The sequence below is a fragment of the Streptomyces clavuligerus genome, from assembly GCF_005519465.1.
GTDB lineage: Bacteria > Actinomycetota > Actinomycetes > Streptomycetales > Streptomycetaceae > Streptomyces > Streptomyces clavuligerus.
The window spans coordinates 1680525-1704224 of sequence record NZ_CP027858.1 but is presented as its reverse complement, the minus strand read 5'-3'; the positions used below and the strand labels follow the sequence as shown (position 1 = coordinate 1704224).

General features: G+C 73.8%; 18 protein-coding genes and 1 pseudogene. 11 read left to right on the top strand and 8 right to left on the bottom strand.

Annotated elements, in window-relative coordinates:
- The first annotated feature begins 183 nt into the window (after positions 1–183).
- Both CRV15_RS35860 and CRV15_RS06785 read left to right on the top strand, forming a co-directional pair.
- Entirely contained in the window at positions 184–339 is a 156-nt protein-coding gene (locus tag CRV15_RS35860) for a hypothetical protein (RefSeq protein WP_157849179.1), read from the top strand.
- Between the two features lie 96 nt (positions 340–435).
- On the top strand, positions 436–3189 hold the full coding sequence (locus tag CRV15_RS06785) for a right-handed parallel beta-helix repeat-containing protein (protein WP_003961901.1): 2754 nt from the start codon (positions 436–438) through the stop codon (positions 3187–3189).
- A 53-nt stretch (positions 3190–3242) separates the two neighbouring features.
- Here the strand turns inward: CRV15_RS06785 and CRV15_RS06780 are convergent, their stop codons facing one another.
- The 3 genes from CRV15_RS06780 to CRV15_RS06770 all read right to left on the bottom strand — a co-directional run bounded on the left by CRV15_RS06780 (position 3243) and on the right by CRV15_RS06770 (position 8623).
- Positions 3243–4328, bottom strand: a complete 1086-nt coding sequence (locus CRV15_RS06780) for an RICIN domain-containing protein (RefSeq protein WP_003961902.1) — start codon at positions 4326–4328, stop codon at positions 3243–3245.
- Between the two features lie 279 nt (positions 4329–4607).
- Positions 4608–6653, bottom strand: coding sequence for a M4 family metallopeptidase (locus CRV15_RS06775; RefSeq protein WP_009997597.1), 2046 nt, complete (start codon positions 6651–6653; stop codon positions 4608–4610).
- Between the two features lie 461 nt (positions 6654–7114).
- Entirely contained in the window at positions 7115–8623 is a 1509-nt protein-coding gene (locus tag CRV15_RS06770; RefSeq protein ID WP_003961904.1) for an FAD-dependent monooxygenase, read from the bottom strand.
- Positions 8624–8683: 60 nt separating this feature from the next.
- On the opposite strand from CRV15_RS06770, the gene CRV15_RS06765 reads away from it, so the two are divergent.
- A complete protein-coding gene (locus CRV15_RS06765) occupies positions 8684–9418 on the top strand; it encodes a TetR/AcrR family transcriptional regulator C-terminal domain-containing protein (protein ID WP_029183052.1) in 735 nt (244 codons plus the stop codon).
- Between the two features lie 166 nt (positions 9419–9584).
- Here the strand turns inward: CRV15_RS06765 and CRV15_RS37685 are convergent, their stop codons facing one another.
- Positions 9585–11516, bottom strand: coding sequence for an ABC transporter ATP-binding protein (locus tag CRV15_RS37685; protein WP_003955792.1), 1932 nt, complete (start codon positions 11514–11516; stop codon positions 9585–9587).
- Positions 11513–13429, bottom strand: a complete 1917-nt coding sequence (locus CRV15_RS37680) for an ABC transporter ATP-binding protein (RefSeq protein WP_003961906.1) — start codon at positions 13427–13429, stop codon at positions 11513–11515. The genes CRV15_RS37685 and CRV15_RS37680 overlap by 4 nt, the downstream gene beginning before the upstream one ends.
- A 316-nt stretch (positions 13430–13745) precedes the next feature.
- Between CRV15_RS37680 and CRV15_RS06750 the strand changes: the two genes are divergently transcribed.
- Entirely contained in the window at positions 13746–14972 is a 1227-nt protein-coding gene (locus tag CRV15_RS06750; protein WP_003955794.1) for a L,D-transpeptidase, read from the top strand.
- Between the two features lie 153 nt (positions 14973–15125).
- Here the strand turns inward: CRV15_RS06750 and CRV15_RS06745 are convergent, their stop codons facing one another.
- The gene (locus CRV15_RS06745) at positions 15126–15362 is read right to left on the bottom strand and encodes a hypothetical protein (RefSeq protein WP_029183053.1); all 237 of its coding nucleotides are present in this window, start codon (positions 15360–15362) and stop codon (positions 15126–15128) included.
- Between the two features lie 197 nt (positions 15363–15559).
- On the opposite strand from CRV15_RS06745, the gene CRV15_RS06740 reads away from it, so the two are divergent.
- The 4 genes from CRV15_RS06740 to CRV15_RS06725 all read left to right on the top strand — a co-directional run bounded on the left by CRV15_RS06740 (position 15560) and on the right by CRV15_RS06725 (position 19764).
- Positions 15560–16333 (top strand): enoyl-CoA hydratase/isomerase family protein, encoded by a 774-nt coding sequence (locus CRV15_RS06740; RefSeq protein WP_003961908.1) that lies wholly within the window; start codon positions 15560–15562, stop codon positions 16331–16333.
- 325 nt (positions 16334–16658) lie between these two features.
- Positions 16659–17165 carry an ATP-binding protein gene (locus tag CRV15_RS06735; RefSeq protein ID WP_003961909.1) on the top strand — a complete coding sequence of 169 codons (507 nt, stop codon included), beginning with the start codon at positions 16659–16661 and terminating at the stop codon, positions 17163–17165.
- Positions 17166–17720: 555 nt separating this feature from the next.
- Positions 17721–18512, top strand: coding sequence for a polysaccharide deacetylase family protein (locus CRV15_RS06730; RefSeq protein ID WP_003961910.1), 792 nt, complete (start codon positions 17721–17723; stop codon positions 18510–18512).
- A 1-nt stretch (position 18513) separates the two neighbouring features.
- Positions 18514–19764 (top strand): YncE family protein, encoded by a 1251-nt coding sequence (locus CRV15_RS06725; protein ID WP_003961911.1) that lies wholly within the window; start codon positions 18514–18516, stop codon positions 19762–19764.
- Between the two features lie 86 nt (positions 19765–19850).
- Here CRV15_RS06725 and CRV15_RS06720 read toward each other — a convergent pair whose 3' ends face one another.
- Positions 19851–20507 carry a GNAT family N-acetyltransferase gene (locus CRV15_RS06720; protein ID WP_003955800.1) on the bottom strand — a complete coding sequence of 219 codons (657 nt, stop codon included), beginning with the start codon at positions 20505–20507 and terminating at the stop codon, positions 19851–19853.
- A gap of 130 nt (positions 20508–20637) precedes the next feature.
- Between CRV15_RS06720 and CRV15_RS06715 the strand changes: the two genes are divergently transcribed.
- The 3 genes from CRV15_RS06715 (at position 20638) to CRV15_RS35855 (ending at position 22241) form a co-directional block, all read left to right on the top strand.
- Complete coding sequence (locus CRV15_RS06715; protein WP_003955801.1) at positions 20638–20850, top strand: EF-hand domain-containing protein; 213 nt, start codon at positions 20638–20640, stop codon at positions 20848–20850.
- 162 nt (positions 20851–21012) lie between these two features.
- Positions 21013–22020, top strand: coding sequence for a CopD family protein (locus CRV15_RS06710; protein WP_003961913.1), 1008 nt, complete (start codon positions 21013–21015; stop codon positions 22018–22020).
- Positions 22021–22091: 71 nt separating this feature from the next.
- The gene (locus CRV15_RS35855; protein WP_003955803.1) at positions 22092–22241 is read left to right on the top strand and encodes a hypothetical protein; all 150 of its coding nucleotides are present in this window, start codon (positions 22092–22094) and stop codon (positions 22239–22241) included.
- A 37-nt stretch (positions 22242–22278) separates the two neighbouring features.
- Here CRV15_RS35855 and CRV15_RS06705 read toward each other — a convergent pair.
- Positions 22279–23528: pseudogene (locus CRV15_RS06705) on the bottom strand (serine hydrolase domain-containing protein).
- Positions 23529–23700: the final 172 nt, after the last annotated feature.

The following is a 23700-nucleotide window of genomic DNA, read 5'->3' as shown; positions in this document are numbered from 1 at the left end:
CGAACGTGTTGATGCTGTCCACGGCGGTCTGGGGGGAGAGGGCCGGCTTCTCGTGGGCCGCCTTCGGCGCGGGGCCGCTCTGCTGCCGCCGGGTGCCTCGGCCCACGTCCCGTCGGGGTCGGCCGGGTCGCTGTGGCCGCGCCTCCGCCGGGGGTTCCCGGCGGCCCGGTACCACCGGCCGCCGTGGCCGATGCCGTGGACGCCCTGGCGCGGGCGGTGCGGCAGCTCGACGGGGCCGACCGCCTGGCGGCCCCGGCCCCCGGGGCGACACCGGCCTCACCACTGTCGCCGAACTGCACCGGGCCCGCCGCGAGCCGGACCGCGCCAGGAACGCCCTGAGGGCACTGGGCGTTGACCCGGCAGGACCGGAAAGGCGGCTGCGGTCCAGGATGGGACCATGACAGAAGGACAGCCGTACTCCGGAAGGGGACCACGGTGAGCACACCCCCGCCCCGCTCCGCCGTCCACCGGGTCGACCCCCGCGCCGAGGGCGCCCACGCCACCCTCACCGCCGCGCTGCGGGCAGCCGCCGACGGCGACGAGATAGCGATCGCCCCCGGCCGCTACCAGGAGCATCTGCGGATCGACCGCGCGGTGACCCTGCGGCCCGACGGCGGCCCGGCGGCCGGTGCGGTCGTCGTCGCCGGAACGGACCCCGAGCGGCCCGTCCTGGAGGTGACCGCGGGGGAACGGGTCCTGCTCCAGGGCCTCGTGGCCGAGGGCGCCGCCGCCGACCGGCCCGCCGTCGTCCTCGGCGGCGGCCGGACCCGCTGGGAGGGCGGCGGCCTCGCCGCCGGACGGCTGGAGGCACGGGGCGCGGCCGAACTGGAGCTGACCGGGGCGGTCCTCACCGGAGCCGGGCTCGCCGGGGTACTGCTGCGCACCACGGGGCCGGTCCGCTTCACCGACTGCCGGATCGACGGCACCGAGGGCACCGGCGTCGTCGCGGGCGGCACCACCCGTCTCGACGTCGTCGGCGGCTCGGTCCGCGCCACCACCGGATCGGCCCTGCGGATACGGGAGAACGCCCGTGTCACCGTGCGGGACGCCCTCATCGACGGGGCGGGCCGCAGCGGCGTCCTCGTCGAGGACCAGGGCTCCCTGAGGCTCACCGACTGCCGGGTGCGGGACTGCGCGGGGGACGCGGTGCGGATCCTCGGCAGCTCACCGGCGGACAGGGGCACGGACGAGGGCGGAGTGCGCCTCGACGGCTGCGAGCTGACCGGCAGCGGCGGGGACGCCGTCCGCGTCGGCGGAGGCGGCCACGCCGTCCTGAACCACTGCCTGCTGCGCGACACCGGCGGCTCCGGCGTGAGCGCCGGTGACGACACCCGCACCGAGCTGACCGGCACCCGTATCGTCCGCACCGCCGCCGCCGCGCTCTTCGCCCACGGCGGCGCCCGGCTGACCGCCGTCGGCGCGGTCGTCCGCGAGTCCGCCGCCAACGGCCTCGTCGCCACGGACAGCTCCCGGGTCGACCTCACCGACTCCGAGCTGACCGACTGCCGCTTCAGCGCCGTCCACACCGGTGGCGAGGCCGAGACCCGGCTGTCCGGGCTGCTGATCGGCACCACCCCCGAACACGGGGCGCACACCGTCGCCGCCGCCCGGCTCACCCTGGAGGACAGCCGGATCACCGACTGCGGCATGTCGGGCGTCGACCTCTCCGACACCGCCCGGGCCACCCTCGCGGCAGTCGCCGTCCGCCGCTGCCGCACCGGTGCGACCTCCGGCGGCGGGAGCGAACTGCGGCTGCGGGAGTGCGAGATCGCCGACAGCGAGCGTGCCGCCGCCGTCCTCGGCGGCACGGGAGCACAGGAGATCACCGGCGGGCGGCTGCTGCGTTCGGGCACCGCCGGACTGGTGATCGAGGAGGGCACCCGGCCCCGGGTCGACGGGGTGGAGATCCTGGACGCCGCCGGTACGGGCGTGGTCGTCGCGGGCGGCGCCGCACCGGAGCTGACGGGCGTACGGATCGTGCGCCCCGGGAAGAACGGCCTGGTCGTCGACGCCCGCGGCGGCGGGGTGTTCGAGGAGTGCGCGATCCTGTCCCCCGGCTTCCCCGCCGTTCACCTCGGTGACGCGGCCCGCCCGGTGCTGCGCCGCGTCCTGGTGCAGGACGCGTCCGAGGATCTGAGCGCCGAGCCCGGCGCCGAGCCGGTCGTGGAGGAGTGCGTCTCCGTCCGGGTGGAGTCACCGGTGTGGCCGGACCCCCGCGCGCTGCCGCGGCCCGCCACCGCCCGGGCGGGTGGACGGGACACCGCGCCCGGACTCCCCGCCCCCGCCGCCCCGGGCGCGGACCCGGCGGCGGACGGTGCCGAGGAGGAGAGCCTGGAGGACCTGCTCGGGGAGCTGGACGCGCTGATCGGTCTCGCCCGGGTCAAGCAGGACGTGGCCTCGCTGGTGAAGCTCATGCGGATGGTGCAGCGCCGGGAGGCCGCCGGGCTCGCCGCGCCCCCGCTGAGCAGGCACCTCGTCTTCGCGGGCAACCCCGGCACCGGCAAGACGACGGTGGCCCGGCTCTACGGCCGCATCCTCGCCGCCGTGGGGCTCCTGGAACGCGGCCATCTGGTCGAGGCGGACCGTTCCGCGCTGGTGGGCGAGTACGTCGGACACACCGGCCCCAAGACCCAGCGGGTCTTCATGGAGGCGATGGGCGGGGTGCTCTTCATCGACGAGGCGTACTCGCTGGCGCCCGCCGGGGGCGGCGGCGGGAACGACTTCGCGCAGGAGGCCGTCGCGACGCTGGTGAAGCTGATGGAGGACCACCGGGACGCGGTGGTCGTCATCGTGGCGGGCTACCCGAACGAGATGGAGCGCTTCATCGACTCCAACCCCGGTCTGGCCTCCCGTTTCAACCGCACCCTGCTTTTCGAGGACTACGACAACGCCGAGTTGGTGCGGATCGTCGAACAGCACGCCGGGACCCATCAGTACGAGCTGACGGACGCGGCGCGCGCGATGCTCGACGTGTACTTCGCGCACTTCCCGAGGGACGGGCGGTTCGGCAACGGCCGTTCCGCGCGGCAGACGTTCCAGGCGATGACCGAGCGGCAGGCGTACCGGGTGGCGGAGATCGAGACGCCGTCGGAGACGGACCTCGTCACACTCTCGGAGCTGGACGTGCCCGAGCTGGAGGTGCCGGAGAGTCCGGCGGGGGCGCCGGGGTTCCTGGGCGCGGCGGGCTGAGCCGCGGGGCCCGGGCCCGCGGGGAGCGGGCCCCGGGCCGTACGCCCAGAGGCTCAGCCCACGAGCCACCGCTGTGCGCCGGAGCCGTCGCAGCGCTGCAACTGGAGCCGGATGCCCCGCTTCCCGCCCTCGTCGACGGCCTCGACGCACTTCCCGGACCTCGGGTTGTGGATCGTGCCGTCGGAGCGCAGCCGGAGCTGCTGGGCGGGGTTGCCGCTGCAATGGGCGACCTGGAGCGGGGTGCCGCTGCCGGTGTTGCCCCACTGGACGTCCATGCAGTACACGCGGTTGATGCGCGACCAGACCTCGCCGTCCTTGCGGAACTCCCAGCGCTGGCGCTGCTGCCCGGAGCAGGTGGTGGCGCGCAGGGCCGCCCCGTCGGTGACCACACCGCCGACGACGTCGACACAGCGGTTCAGCGCCCGGTTCTTCGTGGGGCCCTTGGCGACATAGTTGACGGGCTTGACGGGCTTGACGGGCTTGACGGGTTGCGGGGCCGTGGGTGGCTTCGGCGCCGGGGGCTTGGGGGCCGGAGGCTTCGGCACGGGGGGTGCGGGCGGGCGGGGCTTGTCCGCCGGGGGCGGGGCGGGCCGCTGCGGAGCCGGGGCGCCGGTGCCGGAGCCCCGGGCGGGTGCGGTGCCGGGGCCCGTCGCGGTGCCGGGCCGCGCGCCGGAGCCCGTCCCCGATCCCGATTTCGCTCCCTTTCCCGAGCCGACGGCCGGAGGAACGCCCTCCGAGGCGGTGTCGTCCCCGGACTCCGTGTTGTCGGGGTACTCGTCGGAGTACTCGTGCCCGGCGTCGACCCCGTCCACCTCGTCGACGCCGTCGACGCCGTCGACCCCGTCGGCACCGTCCGCGCCGTCGAGGCCCGCGGGTCCCGGCGGTTGCTGCTCGGCCGCCGTCGTCCGTTCCGCCGCGGCCTTCTCCGTCCGTTCCCCGCCGAAGTCCACCTGCCCCACCAGGGCGGCGGTCAGCAGGGAGAGACAGGTCAGCCCACCGGCCGCGCCGAGCGCGGTCCACACCCGCCGCCCCGGCAGCGGACCCCGCCTGATGGTGGCCGGCTGACCGGCGAAGACATCCGAGAATCGATTCTGCGGCCCAGGGTCACCGGAGGGCCGACGGCTGGCCTGGCGCGTCACATGCTCTCCTTTTGTCGCCTACTGCGTGCATAGTTCACTGAGTTGGCCAGTGGATCATGCCATCCGGCCGATGGGACGGGATTCCCGGCCCGGGGATGCGCCGGGGCCCGAATCTATCGTGAACCGCTCGCGGATGGGCATGGAACGGGCGCGACACGGCAAGGGAGGGCAGGGGAGGGGCAGGCGGCACGGCGAGGCCCCCCGGGGCCGCCGAGGGCGGTGCCGGGGGGCCGGAGGACCCGTGCCGCGTCCGCCCTCACGGGCCGGACCGGCGGCGGATCAGAAAGTCAGCTTGACGCTGTTGATGTAGCCGGTGTCCGCGGTGGCCCGGTCCTGGACCCGCAGCCCCCAGGTCCCGTTGGCGACCTCGGACGAGGCGTTGACCGTGAAGATCTCCCGTACGTCGTCCCCGGAGTCGGACGGGCTGAGCGGCTTCAGCGGGTAGACGGTCCCGTCGGGGGCCACCAGGTCCACCTGGAGGTCACCGCGCCAGGTGTGGACGATGTCCACGTCCACCGCGAGGTTCGACGGCGCGTTGCCCGCCACACCGGTGACCGCGACCGGAGAGGTGACCGCCGCGCCGTTGTCCGGGATGGCCACATCGGCGGTGTTCTCGAAGCTCGGGCCGCCGGGGTTGCCGCCCCCGCCGGGCCGGGCGCCGACGTTCACGGCCGCCCAGGCGTGGGTGATGTTGGTGACCTCGGGGCTGCCCGCGCCGTACAGCTCGGTCGCCGCCGCGATCGTTCCGGCGCGCGCCGCCGCGTAGTTGGTCGTGGTCGTGAACTTGGTGGTCAGCGCCCGGTACCAGATCAGCGCTGCCTTGTCCCGGCCGATCGGGGTGACCGGCTGCCCGTCGTAGGTCGGGGAGTCGTAGCTCACGCCGTTGACGGTCTTGGGCCCGCTGCCCTCGGAGGCGAGGTAGAACCAGTGGTTGCCCACGCCGGAGGAGGAGTGGACGCCGATGCTGCCGATGCCGGAGTACCAGTAGTCCTTGGAGCTGCCGTCCCGGCTCGGCCGGTCCATGTACCGCAGCGGGGTGCCGTTGCCCCGGATGTCGATCTTCTCGCCGACGAGGTAGTCGCCCGGGTCCTGCGCGTTGTTCGCGTGGAACTCGACCGCCGCGGCGAAGATGTCGGACGTCGCCTCGTTGAGGCCGCCGGACTCCCCGCTGTAGATGAGACCGGCGGTGTTGGAGGTGACACCGTGGGTCATCTCGTGCGCGGCCACGTCGATCGAGGTCAGCGGCTTGGCATTGCCCGCGCCGTCGCCGTAGGTCATGCAGAAGCAGCTGTCGGTCCAGAAGGCGTTGACATAGTTGTTGCCGTAGTGGACCCGGGAGTACGCGCCCACGCCGTCGTTCTTGATGCCGTTGCGGCCGTGCACATTCTTGAAGTAGTCCCAGGTCAGACCCGCGCCATAGGCGGCGTCGGCACCGGCGGTCTCCGCGTCGGCCGGAAGGCCGTTGCCCCAGATGTCGTCCGGGCCCGAGAAGAGGGCGCCGGTCCCGGTGGTGCCGCGGTTGAGGTTGTGGGTGCGGTGGTTGCCCCGCGCGGTGTCGGTGAGGTTGAACGTTCCTCCGGACGCCACGCTGCCGAGGGTCACCTGCCCGCTGTACTGCGTGTGGCCGGTGCCGTTGTGGACGGCCTGCCACTCGTACAGCTTCGCGCCGGTGGTGGCGTCGGTGACGACGTGCAGCTCGTTCGGGGTCCCGTCGGGCTGGGTGCCGCCGACGACCGTCTCGTACGCCAGGACCGGCTTCGAACCCTGCGCGAGCCAGACGACCTTGCGCGGCGCGTGCTCCGTCTCCGTCCCGCTGGCCTTCTGGGCCACGGCCCGGGCGCGCGCCTGCTTCTCGGCGGTGGCCGGGGTGACACGGGCGGTCGTGGCGACCCCGCGCAGCGCGGTCCGGGACGCCTTGACGACCGAGGTCACCGCGCCGTCCTTGGCGCTGGCGACGACGAGGTCCCCGCCGAGCACCGGCAGCCCGGCGTAGGTGCGCTCGTAGCGGGTGTGGACGGTCCCGTCGCGGTCCCGGGCCACCTCCCGTACGAGCAGCTTCTCCTGCGGTCCGAGCCCGAGTTCGCGGGCCGTCTCCCCGGTGGTCGCGCTCTGCGCGCGTATCAGCCCGGTGCGCTGGGCGGGGGTGAGCTGCTGGGGCAGTGCCCCGGGGTCCGCGTCGGCCACGGCGGCGCCGAAGGCGGCCCCGGCCCGGTCGGCGGGCGCGGCCGAGGCCGGGACTCCGGCCTGGACGCCCACGGCGATCATCGCGGCGGAGAGGAAGAGTGCTCCGGCGGCGCCGACACGCCTGCGAGGGGTGGATCTCACACGAACTCCTTCTGCGAGGGGGAACCGGGCGGTGGAAGGGACCGGCCCGGACAGAGCTGAGGAGCAGAGCCGAGAAGAGGGTGTGCGGTGGTGCGGTCACGCGGTGGTGCGGGAACGGCGGTGTCCGAATGGGGGGAAGAGTGGCAGGGACACGACAGTTTTTGACAGAGTCGCGTCAAGGAATGGCCGGATGTGCTCCGTTGAGCGAGTGCGGGTGTTCGTTGAACGGACGTGTGTACGGTGTTGCGCCACTGTGAACGGCCCCTCCGCGCCCACCGGCCCACACCCGCCCCACGCAGGCACGATCGCCCGGAACCCGGGTGTCCCGACGCCACGCGCGGACACATGGCCGTCACGGTGCCGTCATGACCCGCCCTGGACAGAACGGCGTGATCTGTCACGCCGGACCCGCCGGTCGGCGCCCCGCGTCCGGGGCCGGCCGGCCGCGGGCCCGGGCGCCGCTACGGCAGCCCCGCCCACGCGGTGAGCGCGGCGGTCCGCTCCTTCGCCCGCGTACGGGGGTCGGCGGTGCGGGACGCCCACGCGACATGGCCGTCCGGGCGGATCAGCAGCTCCCGCACCCCGTCCAGGTCGGCCCGGCGCTCATGGGCCGTCACGGCGCACCCGGTCACCCGGTCCCGCCACGGCTCGGCGGCGGGGTGTTCCCCGTCCAGACCGAGCAGGACGAAACGGCCGTCGGCGAGGAGCGCGAACAGCCGGTCCGCCGGGCCCGCCGCGGTCAGTCCGAAGTCGGGCATCCGCCGTCCCGCCAGCGGGTCGGCACCCGGCCCCGGCGCCGGGTACGCGACGCCCAGCGCCGACACCCGCTCCGCCAGCAGCCGGTTCACGTCCTCGATGCCCAACAGCTCGTTCATCAGACCGCGCAGCGCCGTCCCGGGCCTCCGGTAGCGCTCCGTCAGCGGCAGTTCGATGAGCAGCGTCTGTGCCTCGGTGTTCTCCGCCAGCGCCCGCCCGACGGGGCGCCGCTCCGCGTCATAGGTGTCGAGGAGGCCGGGCGGGGCCCAGCCGCGGACGGTGGCGGCGAGCTTCCAGCCGAGGTTCACGGCGTCCTGGAGGCCGGTGTTCAGGCCCTGTCCGGCGGCGGGGAAGTGGATGTGCGCGGCGTCCCCGGCGAGCAGCACCCGGCCCGAGCGGTAGCGCTCCGCGAGCCGGGTCGCGTTCCCGAAACGGGAGAGCCAGTGCGGCCGGTCCACTCCGAAGTCGGTGCCGCAGACGGCGGTGAGGGAGGCGCGGAACTCCTCCAGCGTGACCGGCTCCCGCGAGGGCACCCGCATCCGCGCCGGGTCCACCAGGGCGAAACGGGTCAGCCCGCCCTCCATCGGAACGATCAGGACCCCCGCCGGCCGCTCCCGCGCGAACAGGAGCGACGAGGGGGGCGGCTCGGTGACGGCGAAGTCGCCGAGCATCCCGGTCAGGGTCTCCGGGCTGCCGGGGAAGGCGATGCCCGCCGCCTCCCGGACCGCGCTGCGCCCGCCGTCGCAGCCGACGGCCCAGCGCGCCCGCACGGCGCGCCGGCCCGCGCCGCCGCTGAGGCGCGCGTCGACGCCGTCGGCGTCCCGGCCCAGCTCCACCAGCTTGTACCCGCGCAGGATCTCCGCGCCCAGCTCCCGGGCCCACGCCTCCAGCAGGGCCTCGATACGGGCCTGTCCGACGACGAGCGTGCCGCCGTGCCGGGTGTCGAGGGCGGAGAAGTCGAGCCGGGTGCCGAGCGTGCCGAAGTGCCATACGGGCGCGACCGGTCCGGCGGGGAGGCGGTCGGCGATCCCCCGCTGGTCCAGCAGCTCCCGGCTGCGCGGGTGCAGGGACAGCGCCCGCGACTCCCGGCGCGGTTCGGCGTGGCGCTCGGCCACGGTGACCCGTACCCCGGCGAGGGCCAGCTCGGCCGCGAGCATCAGACCCGTCGGGCCCGCTCCCACGACGAGTACATCGGTGTCCCCGGTGAGGTCCATCTGTGCCCTCCCATTTAGTGAACGATGTTCACGTGAACGCTGTTCACTATGATGGGCCGGATGAGCGCCACGTCAACCCCCCGCCCCGGCCGCGGCCGCCCCGCCCGCCTCGACCCCGAGCGCACCGTCACCGTCGCGCTGGATCTGCTGGACGAGGTGGGCCTGGACGCGCTCACCATGCGGCGGCTCGCGGAGGCGATGGGGGTCCGGGCGGGCGCGCTCTACCGGTACTTCGCCACGAAGCACGACCTGCTGACGGCGATGGCCGAACGCATCCTGGCGGAACACGCCCTTCCGGCAGCGGAGTCGATGGCTTCCGCGACGTCCGCGACGTCCGCGGATTCAGCGTCCGTGCCGGAGGGACCGGCGGGGGAGTGGGACGAGCGGGCCGCGGCGCTGGCGTACGCGCTGCGCGGAGCCCTGCTGGCGCACCGGGACGGGGCCCGGGTCTACGCCGGTACGCACTCGTTCGGCCCCGGCACCCTCGGTTTCGCCGACGCCCTGGTCGGCGTCGTGCGCGAGGCCGGTCTCGACGACCCGGACGCCGCCCGGGGCGCCCTGGCGATCGTCCACTTCACCCTCGGCCACACCCTGGAGGAACAGGCCGCCCGGGGTGGCGCGCCCGACGCCCGAACCTCCCCCGAACGCCTCCGCGCGGCCGTCGGCTCCGACGACCGCCACCCCCACCTCCGCGCCGTACTCCCCACCCTGGCCGCCGCGGACTTCGAGGCCCACTTCGCCTTCGGTCTCCGCCTCGTCCTCGACGGTCTGCGCACCCACCGCCGACGGCTCTGACCCGGCCGCTCCGCCGGCCCGGCACGAGTACCCGCACTCAGTGATCGATGCCGCCCCCGGCCGGTACGGCGGCCGGAGCCGCGTCGCCCCCCGGCCGCTGACACGCCGATACGACGGTGTCTCCCCGCCCGGCCGCCGGGCGGGGAGACACCGTCACGGAAAACGGTCAGACCAGGCTGTCCCGCCAGGCCCGGTGCAGGTCCGCGAAGCGGCCCGTCCCCCCGATCAGCTCCCGGGGCGTTCCGTCCTCCACGATCCGGCCCCGCTCCATCACCAGCACCCGGTCGGCGACCTCCACCGTGGAGAGCCGGTGGGCGATCACGATCGCGGTACGTCCGCGCAGCACCGTGTCCATGGCCCGCTGCACCGCCCGTTCCCCGGGGATGTCCAGAGAACTGGTCGCCTCGTCCAGGATGAGCACGGCGGGGTCCGCGAGCAGCGCCCGGGCGAAGCCCACCAACTGCCGCTGCCCGGCGGAGATCCGGCCGCCGCGCTTGCGCACATCGGTGTCGTAACCGTCCGGCAGGGCGCTGATGAACGCGTGCGCCCCGATGGCCCGCGCCGCCTCCTCGATCTCCGCGCGGGTCGCGTCCGGCCGTCCGACGGCGATGTTCTCCGCCACCGTCCCGGAGAACAGGAACGCCTCCTGGGTCACCATGACCACCCCGCGCCGCAGCTCCGGCAGGGACAGCTCCCTGAGGTCGGTGCCGTCCAGCAGCACCCGGCCCTCCGTCGGGTCGTAGAACCGGGCCAGCAGCTTGGCCAGGGTCGACTTGCCCGCGCCGGTGGAGCCGACGACCGCGAGGGTCTGCCCCGCCGGGATGGTCAGATCGAAGCGCGGCAGCACCTCGCCGCCCGTCCGGTAGGCGAACCGGACGTCCTCGAAGACCACCGCACGGCCCGGCCCCTCGCCCCGCGCCGGCGGCAGCTCCCCGGGGCGGGCGGGCTCCGGGACGGACGGGGTCTGGGCCAGCAGCCCCGCGATCTTCCGCAGCGAGGCGGCGGCGCTCTCGAAGGAGTTGAGGAAGATCGCCAGCCGGTCGATCGGGTCGTACATCCGCCGCAGATACAGCGTCACGGCGGCCAGCACCCCGAGGGCCAGCGTCCCGTCCGCGACCCGGTACGCGCCCCAGAGCACCAGCGCCGTCACCGTCGTGTTCGCCACCAGCCGGGAGCCGACGACATAGAGCGCGACCTCCAGCATCGCGTCCCCGTTGCGCTGCTTGTGGCGCTCGTTCAGGACGTGGAACGCCTCGTCGTTCGACCGCTCCCGGCGGAAGGCCCGCACCGGGCGGATGCCGTTGAGGGTCTCCGTGAACTTCACGATGACCCCGGCGATCGCGGTCGAGCGGTCCCCGTAGATGACGGCGGCCCGCCGCCGGTAGAGGCGCACCAGCAGCGCCAGCGGAAGGAAGGACGCGATGGCGACCGCGCCGAGCCCGAGATCCAGCCAGAGCAGCAGGGCGCCGATGTAGACAAAGGCCAGCGTGACGTTGATCAGCTCCTGGAGGCCCTCCTCCAGGAGTTCGCGCAGGGCCTCGACATCGGTGGTGGAGCGGGCGATCAGCCGTCCCGAGGTGTACCGCTCGTGGAAATCGACGCTCAGCGCCTGCGCCTGGCGGAAGATCCGGCCGCGCAGATCGAGCAGGACGTCCTGGCTGAGCCGGCCCGAGACGGACATGAACAGATACTGGAGCAGCCCGGCCCCGGCGGCGCACAGCGCGTAGCCGGTGGCGACGGCGAGGACCGGGCCGTACTCCCCGTCCCGGTAGGCGGGGACACCCCGGTCGATGGCGTACGCCACCAGCAGCGGCCCGGCCTGGAGGACGAGCTGGTGGACGAGGAGGACCGCCACGAACCGGATCGCGCGGGCGCGGTGCGGGGAGAGCAGCGACCGCAGCAGGGCCAGGGTCGCGCCCCGGGGGGCGGGCAGGTCGTCCTCGTCGAAGGGGTCGCCTCCGCCGGGGGCCGGTCCCGGTCCCGGTCCTGTTCCCGGTCCCGGCCCTCCGGGAGGTCCGGGCTCCCCGGGCGCGGTCCGCTCCTCGCCGCCGGTGGTGCCCGTGGGGCCTGTGGTGCCGGATGTGGTCGCGGCGGTCATCGTGCGGTTCCTTCCGGGAGTTCGCCGTCGCTGCCGTGGCCGGTGTCCTCGCCGTCCCGCGGGGCCCGTACCGGGTCCGTCCCCGACATCAGCCAGGCGTACTCGGCGTTCGTCCGCAGCAGTTCCTGATGGGTTCCGACGGCCGAGATCCGGCCACCGGACAGCAGCGCCACCCGGTCGGCGAGCAGCACCGTCGACGGGCGGTGGGCCACCACCAGCGCGGTCGTGTCCGCGAGGACCCGGCGCAGGGCCGCCTCGACCAGCGCCTCCGTGTGGACGTCGAGTGCCGACAGCGGGTCGTCGAGCACCAGGAAGCGGGGCCGGCCGACCACCGCCCGCGCCAGCGCGAGCCGCTGGCGCTGGCCGCCCGACAGGCTCAGGCCCTGCTCGCCCACCTCGGTGTCCACGCCCTGGGGCAGCTCGTGGACGAAACCCGCCTGGGCCACGTCCAGGGCCCGGTCCAGCGCGGCGCTCCGCCCGGCGTCCCGTTCGCCCCGCCGCCGCTCCGGGGGGTGCCCGCCGTCGCCGGGCGCCGCTCCGTCGGCGATGCCCATCAATACGTTCTCGGCCACGGTCGCCGAGAACAGCGTGGGCTCCTCGAAGGCCACCGACACCAGGGAGCGCAGCCGCTCCCGGGGCATCGCGGCGATGTCCTCGCCGTCCAGCGTGATCCGTCCGGCGGTGGCCTCGTGCAGCCGGGGAACGAGTGCGGTGAGTGTGGTCTTCCCGCTGCCCGTCCCGCCCACCAGGGCCATCGTCTCGCCGGGCCGGATCTCCAGATCGACGCCGCCGAGCACCGGCGCCGCCTGGGGGTCCGCGTCCGGGTAGCGGAACGCCACGCCCTCGAAGCGCAGCCCGCCACCGTCCGCCCCCTCCGGTACGGCGGTGCCGGGGCGGTCTCCGGCGCTGGCCGAATCCTTTTCCTCCGGTTCGTCCATCACCTCGAAGTAGCGGTCGGTCGCGGTCGCCGTCTCCTGGCTCATCGCCAGCAGAAAGCCGATGGACTCCACCGGCCAGCGCAGCGCCAGCGCGATCGAGAGGAACGCCACCAGCGTGCCCGCCGAGAGATCGCCGTCCGCCACCCGCACGGTGCCGAGCACCAGCACCGAGCCCACGGCCAGTTCGGGGAGGACCGTGATGACCGCCCAGATGATCCCGAGGAGCCGCGCCTTCAGCAGCTCCGTGCCGCGCAGCTCCCCGGCCAGCTCCTGGAAGGCACGGACCTGGCCGCGGTGGCGGCCGAAGCCCTTGATGATCCGGATGCCGAGGACGCTCTCCTCGACCACCGTCGTCAGATCGCCCACCTGGTCCTGGCTGCGCCGCGATGCGGTGGCGAAGCGCGCCTCGTAGAAGGAGATCAGCGCCAGCAGCGGGACGACCGGCGCGAGCAGCACCGTCGCCAGCAGCCAGCCCTGCCAGAACAGGATCACGAAACCGACCGCGATGGTCACGGCGTTGACGAGGAGGAAGGTCAGCGGGAACTGGAAGAACATCCGCACGATCATCAGATCGGTGGTGCCCCGCGAGAGGAGCTGCCCGGAGGGCCAGCGGTCGTGGAACGCGATCGGCAGCCGCTGGAGCCGGGCGTAGAGGTCCGCCCGCATCCGGGCCTCGACCTCGGCCAGGGGGCGGGCGACCAGCCAGCGCCGGAAGCCGAAGAGCAGCGCCTCGGCGAATCCGAGCAGCAGTACGGCGAGCGCGCCCAGCCAGACCCCCGACGGGTCCCGGTCGGCCACGGGGCCGTCCACCATCCACTTGAGCACCAGGGGAATCACCAGGCTCAGGCAGGAGGCCACGATCGCGACGAGGGCCGCGAAGAGCAGCCGGTTCCGCGCGGGACGCACACAGGGCCACAGGCGCAGCAGCGAGCGCACGGCGGAACGTTTCCCGGCGGATATATGTGTAGTGGACATCAGGAGGGAGCCTACGATCGGGGGGCGGGCCCGCTCATCCCAATTTGCGGACACCCGCCCGGGCACCGGCCCAGGGCACCCGCCCGGGCGCCGGTCCGGGGCGCCCGCCTGCGCCACCCGCCCGGGGCGCCCGCCTGCGCCACCCGCCCGGGGCGCCCGCGCCGCCGGGTCACCCGGGTCCGGGTCCATCTCGTACGCACCTCGCGTCCACCCCGGGTCGACGCCGCGTCAGCGGAGGTACCGGACATCACCCCGTTCCACCCCTGTGCGGTGTTTTTCCACGTTTCCCGCCGAGGCCCACGGTCGTTGGAGGGGCGTGAGACATGTACTGAGACGCGCGGGGCGGGGCGCGATCGCCGCCGTGACGGTGGCGGGGCTGCTGGCCGGGCTCTCCGGCTGCGGGGGCTCCACCCTTGACATCAGCGGAAAGCACCGGGCGCCCGAGGACGCCATCCGGGTCCTCCCCGAGCACGGCGCGCAGAACATCCCGCCCGAAGGCCCGCTGGAGGTGCGGCTCCCCAGCGGACGGCTGGAGCGGGTACGGGTGAGCCGGATCGAGAACGAGTCACCCGCCCCGGTGCCCGGTGACATCTCCGAGGACGGGCTGCGCTGGACCCCCGAGGCGGGCACCAGACTGGCGCTGGCCGCCAAGTACAGCGTGGACGTGGTCGCCCTGGACGGCCACGGCCGCCGCTCGGCCCGGCACACCACGTTCACCACCGAGGTCCCCGCCCACCGTTTCATCGGCTATTTCAAGCCGGAGAACCGCGCGGTCGTCGGCACCGGGATGATCGTCTCCTTCGACTTCAACCGGAAGATCACCGACCGGGCGGCCGTGGAGCGCGGCATCACGGTGACCTCGGACCCGCCGGTCGAGATCGCGGGCCACTGGTTCGGCGCCGACCGGCTGGACTTCCGCCCCCAGCGGTTCTGGGAGCCCGGCACCGAGGTCACCGTGCGGCTGCGGCTGCGGGACGTCGAGGCGGCGCCGGGCGCGTACGGCATCCAGCACAAGACCGTCTCGTTCACCGTGGGGCGTTCCCAGATCTCCACCGTGGACGCCACCGCCAAGACGATGGAGGTGCGCAGGGACGGCGGGCTGCTGGCCACGCTGCCCGTCACCGCGGGGGCGCCCAAGTCGACCACGTACAACGGCAAGATGGTCATCAGCGATATGCAGGACGTGACCCGGATGGACGGCCGGACCGTCGGCTTCACCAAGGCCGACGGGCGCGGGGAGTACGACATCAAGGACGTGCCGCACGCGATCCGGCTGACCGAGTCGGGGACCTTTCTGCACGGCAACTACTGGGCCACGCCGGACATCTTCGGCCGGGACAACATCAGCCACGGCTGTATCGGGCTGCGGGACGAGAAGGGCGGCAGCGGGGACGCGCCCGCGGGGTGGTTCTACGACCGGAGCCTGATCGGGGACGTGGTCGAAGTGGTCAACTCGACCGATCAGGTGGTGGAGCCGGACAACGGGCTGAGTGGCTGGAACCTGACCTGGGAGCGGTGGAAGGACGGATCGGCGCTGCGCTGACCCCGCCGGCCGGGCGCGGGCGGGGCCGGGGCGCGCACATCCGGCCGGGCGCGGTGGTCCGCCCGGTGGTGGTCCGATCGGCGGTCCCGCGGATGCCCGTACGGCCGGGTCGGCGCCGGGCACCATACGGCCGGGCACCGGGCGTGCGCCCGGTCAGCGGTCCCGTATGTGCCCGCACCCCGAGCACACCCACAGGTCCCGCTGGAGCCACATCGTCCCCGCGCAGCGCGGGCATCCGCTGGTCTGGATGCCCTGTCCGCCCATCGGCGGCGGGTCGGGGGTCGAGGTCGCGTACGCGATGATCCGGTCGCGTACCTGCGGGTCGTCGGTGGCGGCCATGCGCAGCAGATGGGCGGTGCGCGTGCGTGCCTCGTCGGCGAAATCGGTCATCTCGCGCGCAGCGTAGCGGCGGGGAACCGCGCCGACCCACGCGTTCACTCCGACGTGTCACGGGGTGTCGTGCTCCGTGCCGGGCGGCGGCGTGCGCCGGTGCGCCGGGGCGGCGTCCGGTGCTCTGTCCCACCACCCCTTGCCCTGGGTCTCGGCCACCCCCTTGCCCTGGCGTTAGCGACGGTTAACCTCCCTCCATGACGACTACTGTGCATTTCGAGGTCGCGGACGGCGTCGCCACCGTCCGCCTGGACCGTCCGCCGATGAACGCGCTGGACATCGCCATGCAGGACCGGCTCTTCGAGCTGGCGGCCGAGGCGGGCCGGCGCGAGGACGTCCGGGCGGTCATCCTCTACGGCGGGGAGAAGGTGTTCGCCGCCGGCGCGGACATCAAGGAGATGCGGGCCATGGACCACGCGGCCATGGTGCAGCGCTCGCGCGGGCTCCAGGACGCGTTCACCGCGATCGCCCGCATCCCCAAGCCCGTGGTCGCCGCCGTCACCGGCTACGCCCTCGGCGGCGGCTGCGAACTGGCGCTGGCCGCCGACTTCCGGATCGCGGCGGACACCGCCAAGCTGGGCCAGCCCGAGATCCTGCTCGGGCTGATCCCGGGCGCGGGCGGCACCCAGCGGCTCGCCCGGCTGATCGGGCCCTCCCGGGCCAAGGACCTGATCTTCACCGGCCGTCAGGTCACGGCCGACGAGGCGCTGACGCTCGGTCTGGTGGACCGGGTGGTGCCCGCCGCGGAGGTGTACGAGGCGGCACACGCCTGGGCCGCCCGGCTGGCGAAGGGCCCGGCGATCGCCCTGCGGGCCGCCAAGGAGTCGGTCGACGCGGGTCTGGAGACCGACATCGACACCGGGCTGACCATCGAGCGGAACTGGTTCGCGGGCCTGTTCGCGACCGAGGACCGCGAGCGCGGCATGCGCAGCTTCGTCGAGGACGGCCCCGGCAGGGCGACGTTCCTCTGAGGCGCCGCTCCTGAGGCACCGCATCCGGGGCGCGGCCCCGGGACCCGCCCCCTGAGCAACCGTCCCGAAGGCTGGTTTCCGGCGTTCCGGCGTGGCGCGCGGCCGTGTCAACCCGTCGTGAAACTTATCTCCGCCTTAAGGGAACCTTAAGAAATCCGGAGGCCGTATAGGTGTCCGATTCCTATTGACGCCAAGTCAGCGCAGCTCAGCATGGGCACAGACGTACGTATGACAGGGCGGACCGCCCCGGGACGGCACCCCCGTCCGGGGGTGGCCCGCCCTCGTCAATGCTCCGGAACGACCACGGGATCTGCTCGCTTTGGTCATGATGGGGGGCATGGCGGGGCTTGAAGGTGTGGAACAACCGCGGCAGCGCGGCGGCGCGGTCGCGACCCGGCGGATGGCCGCCCTGGAGGACGAGCAGGCGCTGAAGGCGCTGGAGTTGTACGGGAACCCCGCCGACCAAGAGGTCCGACTGCCGTCCCGGCCCGAGTCCGCGGCCACGGCGCGCAGGCTCACCCACGGGGTGGCGCTGCGCCACTGGGCGCTCTCCGCGCAGACCTCCGAGTACGCCGTCCTGCTCGTCTCGGAACTGGTGGGCAACGCCGTCCGGCACACCGGGGCACGGGTCTTCGGACTGCGGATGCTGCGCCGCCGTGGCTGGATCCGGGTGGAGGTCCGTGACCCCTCGCGCGGGCTGCCCTGTCTGCTGCCGGTGCAGCCGATGGATGTGAGCGGCCGGGGGCTCTTCCTCGTCGACAAGCTCTCCGACCGCTGGGGGGTGGATCTGCTTCCGCGCGGCAAGACCACCTGGTTCGAGATGCGCGTCTAGCCGGTCCGCCGGTCCGTGCCGCGTGGCCCTTCGGGTCGTGCCGCACCCGCCTTGCGTGTGTCCTGCGCCCGTGCCGCGCGCTCCCGCCGGGGCGTGGCGCACCCCTCCCGCGTATGAGCCGCACCCGTCCCGCGCGGGTGCCGCGCCCGTCTCGCACCCGCCCCGCGCAGGTGCCGTGTCCTGTCCGGACGCACGGAAGCCCCCGTGCCGCGGTCGGGTATGAGCGGCGGGGGCTTCCATGGCGCGACGCGGCACAAGGGGGTGTCGCCGCCTCGCTGAGGACGACCTGGCCCGGGTCAAGGGGGGTCGTGCAATCGACTATGGCAGACAGGGGCCTCACGTCCAAAATTCTCTAATCGGCTATAAGTGGGCAAAATCGATAGATCGATTGTGAATCTCAGGTGATTTGGCCCACTCGCCTCATATTTTGTGGGCTTGGATCCGCTTCCTATGAAGATTTCCTTGATCTGTAGCTACTGATCAGGCGCGACCCACCGACCTGGCAAACGGGGCAATCATCATTTTTTGTGCTCTTTACTCCTAGGGTCGGTGCCCGTGACCCCGATCGACCGCCGCCGGGCCCTGCGCACAGGAGCGGGAGCCGCCGTCGCCGCCCTCGCACTGGGCTGCGGCGGCCCCGGCCCCGCGCCCACCGGAACCGGCGCGACGCCACGGGGCACCGGTGCCACACCGCAGGGCCCCGGCGCGACGACCGGCCCCGCCCCCGCCGCCCGCCGCTTCCCCGGCCGTCCGGCCGAGATCGTCCACGGCCCCCGCGACCGCGACCGGGTCGCCCTCACCTTCCACGGCGGCGGCGACCCCGCCACCGCCCGCGCCGTGCTCGCCGAGGCCGAACGGGCGGGCGCCAGGATCACCGTCCTCGCCGTCGGGAGCTGGCTCGACCACCACCCCGAGCTGGCCCGGCGCATCCTCGACGGCGGCCACGACCTGGGCAACCACACCCAGAACCACCGCACGATCACCGAACTGCCCGAGGCCGAGGCCGCCGCCGAGATCACCGCCTGCGCCCAGCGGCTGCGCCGTCTCACCGGCTCCGCGGGCACCTGGTTCCGCCCCTCCCGCACCCGCTTCACCACCCCGCTGCTCACCCGGCTCGCCCAGCGGGCCGGGTATCCGCACACCCTCTCGTACGACCTCGACTCCCTCGACTTCACCTCGCCCGGGGCCACGGCCGTGACCCGCACCGTCACCGGGCAGATCCGCCGCGGATCGGTGGTGAGCCTGCACTTCGGCTACGCGGACACGGTCGCCGCGCTGCCCGCCCTGCTCGACGACCTCCACCGGCGCGGACTGCGCGCGGTGACCACCACGGAGCTGCTGAGCTGATATGCGTACCGCGACTGCCCTCACGATCCCCCGGCCCGCCGGGCCGCGGACCGCCCGGACCGCCCGGCGCACCCGCACGCTCGCCGCCGGGGCGCTGATCGCCCTGCTCTCCGGCTGCGGCCTCGACACGGGCCCCGAGTCCGCGGCCCGGGACCGCGCGGAACGCGCCGCCGCGGCCCGGACCACGGCCGCCGCCCCGCCCGCCCGGCCCACACCGCCCGCCGGGCTGCCGGGCATGCCGCCCGTCCTCGACCCCCAGGACATCTACGCCGCCGACCGGCCGGGCAAGCTCTCCCCGGTGGTACGGAAATTCCCCTCCCGGGTCTACGTCCCCAACACCAACGACAACACGGTCAGCGTCATCGACCCCAAGACCTACGAGGTCATCGACACGATCCAGGTGGGTGTGCAGCCGCAGCACGTCGTCCCGTCCTGGGACCTCAAGACCCTGTGGGTCAACAACAACCGGGGCCACACCCTCACCCCGATCGACCCCGCCACCACCGAGGCGGGCAAGCCGGTCGAGGTGCACGACCCGTACAACCTCTACTTCACCCCCAACGGCAAGCACGCCGTGGTCATGGCCTCGCTCGACCGCGAACTCGTCTTCCGCGACCCGCACACCATGAACCGGGTGAAGACCGTCCCCGTCACCTGTTTCGGCGTCAACCACGCGGACTTCTCCGCGGACGGGCGCTACTTCATCGTCTCCTGCGAGTTCTCCGGCGAGCTGCTGAAGGTCGACACCGAGCGGATGGAGGTCGTCGGCCAGCAGAAACTCCCGTTCGAAGGGGCCATGCCGCAGGATGTGAAGGTCTCGCCGGACGGCAGGACCTTCTATGTGGCGGACATGATGGCCCACGGGGTCTGGGTGCTCGACGGGGCGAAGTTCACCACCCCCCGGCTGCTGCCCACCGGCGAGGGCGCGCACGGCCTCTACATCAGCCGCGACTCACGGGAGATGTACATCCCCAACCGGGGCGAGGGCTCGATCTCCGTCTTCGACTTCGCGCAGGACAAGCTCAGCAAGAAGTGGTGGCTCCCGGACGGCGGCAGCCCCGACATGGGCGGGGTCTCGGCCGACGGGAAGACGCTGTGGCTGTCGGGGCGGTACGACGCCGAGGTGTACGCGATCGACACCCGCTCGGGCAAGCAGCTCGCCCGGATTCCCGTGGGCAGCGGCCCGCACGGACTCGCCGTCTATCCGCAGCCGGGCCGCTACTCCCTGGGGCACACGGGCATCTTCCGCTGACGGCCGCCGCCCCGCCGCCCCGCCGATCGACGGCCCGCTGCCCCACCAACCGACGGCCCGCTGCCCCGGCCGGGCCGGACGGCGGCTCAGGAGGAGGGCCGCACCAGCGAGAACAGCGCCTCCGAGCCGACCGCCCGGAACCCCGCCGCCTGGAACGTCCGCACACTGCGGGCGTTCCCCGGCGACTGCTGCGCCCACACCTCCCCGGCGGGCACCAGCCGCCGGGCCGCCAGGGCCAGTTCCCGGCCGAGCCCCCGGCCCCGGGCCGCCTCGTCCACCTCGATCGCGCACTCCCAGCGGCCCGCGAGCCCCCGCCCGAGGATCAGCAGTCCGCCGTCGGCGGCCCATACGCGCACCCCGTCGCGGTAGTTCCGGGCCCGCCGCACCCGGGGGTGGTCCGGGTCCGCGATCTCCCGCAGCCCGGGCCCGCCGCCGGCCCCGCCCGGCAGCGCCGGGGCGACCGTCAACAGATCGATGGTGCTCATCGACCGGCCCGTGCGCGCGAGCAGCTCCGCCAGGAAGACCGGGTTCATCGGGGCGGCCAGCGGATCGGACGGGACCGCGGCCAGCCGCTCCCGTATCCACTCGGGGTCCTCGTCCAGGAAGACCACCGCGTGGGCGGTGAAGGCGAGGACCCCGGCGTCACGGGCGCTCGGCGGGCCGACCACCGTGACCCCGCCGTCCGGCGGCGGGAACACCCCGCGCGCCGCCGCCGTGAGAATCCGCGTCAGTTCATCGCTCATGGGCCCATTCTCCGTGCCGCCGTCGCACTCCCCGAGCCGCCCCGAACGCCCCTGGCGCGGGAGCAGCCGGACAAACGGATAACCTGACCTCCGTCAACAGTGCGGTCACGCACCAAGGAGGGGTTCCGCAGTGGTGTCCAAGGACGAGGCGCGCAAGGCGTTCGACCGGTACGACCTCGACGGCGACGGCGAGATCACAGCCGCTGAGTACAAGAGCGTGATGGCGCAGCTCGGTGACTTCCATGTCACGGAGACGGTGGCCGCGGCCATCATCAGGAACAAGGACGCCAACGGCGACGGCCGGCTGACCTTCGACGAGTTCTGGGCCTCGATCGAGAAGTGACCGAGGGACGGCGGTCCTGACTTCTCCGGCTCCCCGGGCCGGGCCCGGCTGCTCTCCGGGCCCGGCCCGGGGGCGCGTCGTGACCCTGTCCGAAGCCACCGGGCCCGGCCCGGAAAGCCCACCGGACGGCCTGCCGGAGAGCACAGGGACGCCCGAGTTGCCATGTATGTGACCTCAGGTGACGATCATGACGTGACCAGCCCCGGAGCCCTGGCCCCAGGCCGGGCCGCCCGTCGCAGGGCCGCCCGGCGCGCCGCCCGCCGCACCGCCGCCGTCGTTCTCGCGGGTGTGCTCGGCGCGCTCGTCCTCGCCCTGCTGGCCGGACGGTTCGCCGCCCGGGGCACGGGCGAACTGCGGGTGCCCGCCGCCGGAACCACCACGGTGCTGCGGACGGTGGTGTTCACCGCCCTCGCGGTCCACCTCGGCGAGCTGGCGGGCCGCCGTCTCGCGGGCCCCGGAGCCCGCCCCCGGGACTGGTCCCTGTACGCGGCGCTCGCCGGAGCCGCCGGAGCCGCGGGACAGATCGCGGTCCTCGCGTCGGTCAGCGACATCGACCTCGTCACCGCCTACGGCACCCGTGACGGACGGCTGCTGCTGCTGATGGCGAACGGTTTCCTCGCCGCAGCCGCCTGTATCGGCCTGCGCCGCCCGGGCCTCGCGCCGCTGCCGCTGCTGCTGGTGATCGGCGCGGAGGCGCAGCGCGCCCACCCCGAGCAGTACACCCCGCTGATCGGCGCGGCGCTCACCTTCGTCCACCTCCCCGCGTCGGCGCTCTGGACCGGCGGACTGCTGTACGCCCTGCGGGTGATGGCGCTGCGCCGCGCCGACCGCCGGGCCGCGCTGGACGTGCTCGGCCGGTACGCCCGGTTCGCGCTCTGGCCCCTGGTGCTGCTCGCCCTCACCGGCACCGCCTCCGCACTGCGCAAACTCCCCCCGGACGTGGTCCTCGACTCCGCGTACGGACGGCTGCTGCTGCTCAAGCTGGCACTGGTCGCCGCCGTCTGCGCGCTGGCCCTGACCGCCCGTCACCGCATGCGGCGCGGACGGCTCGACGCCCAGCTCCCGGCCCGGGTGGAACTGGCCCTTCTCGCGGTGGTGACGGTGGTCTCGGCGGTGCTGACCGTGGTGCCCGACCCGCACTGGGTGAGCACCCGGCTCGGCATCCGCTGACCCGTCGGCGCTCCGCGCTACGATCGCAGCGATCTGTACCGAAAAGTGAGGATCAAAAGTGAGGATCGGGCATGAGTGAGTACGAGGAGTACCCCACCCCGTCGCAGGCCGAGGGCGAGACCGACGAACCCGTCGAGGAGGTCCACCCGGACGTGCCCCGGACCACGCCGTCGCAGGCCGAGGGGGAGAACGACACGGAGCTCCCGCCGCAGCAGCCGTGACGCCCCGTCCGCCGGGCCCGCCCCTGTCCTCGGAAACCTACGAGGTGGTGCTCGACGGTGACGGGGCGCCCGTCGTCGCCACGGGCAGCGCGTAGACGTGGTCCGGGGTCACGACCTTCGTGACCGCCTCCGCGACGAGGGTGCCGGGCTCCTGCCGGTCATGGCTGATGTCCGTGTTCAGCAGGACGACCATCGTGGCCCGCTCCTGCGGCAGGTACACGACCACGCACTCGTACCCGGGCAGTGAGCCGTTGTGCCCGATCCAGCCCTGGACCGTGAAGATGCCCAGGCCGTAGCCGGTCCCCGGGATGGTCGTGGGCCAGGTCTCCAGCCGTTCCGCCTGGGTCCCCGGGGACAGCAGGGTGCCTGTCGCGACCACCTCCGCCCAGCGCCGCAGATCCGCCAGATCGGAGATCATCGCCCGGCGGCCCAGCCCCAGGACGGATTCCAGTCGGTGGCGTCCGCCCGCTGCCCGTCGGCGGTCTGGTCCGTATACCCGTGGGCGTGCGGAACGGGGAACTCCGCCCCGGTCGGGAAGAGCGTCCGGTGCAGCCCGGCGGGGATCAGGACGTTGTCCCGGACGAACACGTCCAGCGGCGCCCCACCGGCCTTCTCCACGACCAGGCCCAGCAGGATGAGATTGGTGTTCGAGTACGGGAACTCCGCGCCGGGAGCGAACTGCACCGGGTGCTTGAACGAGTACGCCAGCAGCTCCCCGGGGGTGAACGGGCGCCGCGGATTCGAGGTGAGGGCGGTGAAGAAGTCCTCGTCCTCCGAGTAGTTGTAGAGCCCGCTGCGCGCGCCCGCGAGCTGGCGCAGGGTGATGCGGTCGCCGTTCGGGACACCGTCCGCATAGCGGTCGACGGTGTCGTCGAGACCCACCGCGCCCCGGTCGACCAGCTCCAGCAGCGCGGTCACCGTGAAGGTCTTCGTCCCACTGCCGATCCGCAGGTTCAGATCGGGGGTCATGGGGGCACCGGTGGCCTCGTCGGCCGTCCCGAAGGACTGGACATAGCCGCCCTTGCCGGGCGCCCACAGGCCGACGGTCGCCCCCGGGACCGGAGCCTCGCGCAGGGCGTCCCGTACCGCGCGGTCCAGGCGCGCGGCCGTCTCGCCGTCGAGGACGGGGAAGCCGCCGGGGGCGGCCGGCGGGACGGCCGAGGAGGTGGGGGCGGGCGGGGGCACCGGCTCCGCGTGGGCGGCCCCGGCCCCCGCGGGTCCCAGCAGCAGCCCCGCGACCGCCGGCCCCGCGCACGTTCTGCGCCAGTGTCCGTGTGAGCACCGCACGGCGGCCTCCCGTCGTTCCACGGAGCCGGACGTCGCAGGGGACGCCACAGGAGACGTCGAAGGGGTTGTCGAAGGAGACGTCAAGGAGACGTCTGCACCAGGCTGGGCCGGGGTTCCGCGCTCCGCACGGCGGGAGCGCGGAGCCCCGGAGCGGCGGGCGGGACCGGGCCGC

What these genes read in the sequence shown, in the direction of transcription:
- CRV15_RS06770 (WP_003961904.1), bottom strand. Translation starts at nt 8,623, where the DNA reads ATGGACCTCACCGGGGACACCGATGTACTCGTCGTGGGAGCGGGCCCG.
- CRV15_RS06765 (WP_029183052.1), top strand. Translation starts at nt 8,684, where the DNA reads ATGAGCGCCACGTCAACCCCCCGCCCCGGCCGCGGCCGCCCCGCCCGC.
- CRV15_RS37685 (WP_003955792.1), bottom strand. Translation starts at nt 11,516, where the DNA reads ATGACCGCCGCGACCACATCCGGCACCACAGGCCCCACGGGCACCACC.
- CRV15_RS37680 (WP_003961906.1), bottom strand. Translation starts at nt 13,429, where the DNA reads ATGTCCACTACACATATATCCGCCGGGAAACGTTCCGCCGTGCGCTCG.
- CRV15_RS06745 (WP_029183053.1), bottom strand. Translation starts at nt 15,362, where the DNA reads ATGACCGATTTCGCCGACGAGGCACGCACGCGCACCGCCCATCTGCTG.
- CRV15_RS06740 (WP_003961908.1), top strand. Translation starts at nt 15,560, where the DNA reads ATGACGACTACTGTGCATTTCGAGGTCGCGGACGGCGTCGCCACCGTC.
- CRV15_RS06735 (WP_003961909.1), top strand. Translation starts at nt 16,659, where the DNA reads ATGATGGGGGGCATGGCGGGGCTTGAAGGTGTGGAACAACCGCGGCAG.
- CRV15_RS06725 (WP_003961911.1), top strand. Translation starts at nt 18,514, where the DNA reads ATGCGTACCGCGACTGCCCTCACGATCCCCCGGCCCGCCGGGCCGCGG.
- CRV15_RS06720 (WP_003955800.1), bottom strand. Translation starts at nt 20,507, where the DNA reads ATGAGCGATGAACTGACGCGGATTCTCACGGCGGCGGCGCGCGGGGTG.
- CRV15_RS06710 (WP_003961913.1), top strand. Translation starts at nt 21,013, where the DNA reads ATGTATGTGACCTCAGGTGACGATCATGACGTGACCAGCCCCGGAGCC.
- CRV15_RS35855 (WP_003955803.1), top strand. Translation starts at nt 22,092, where the DNA reads ATGAGTGAGTACGAGGAGTACCCCACCCCGTCGCAGGCCGAGGGCGAG.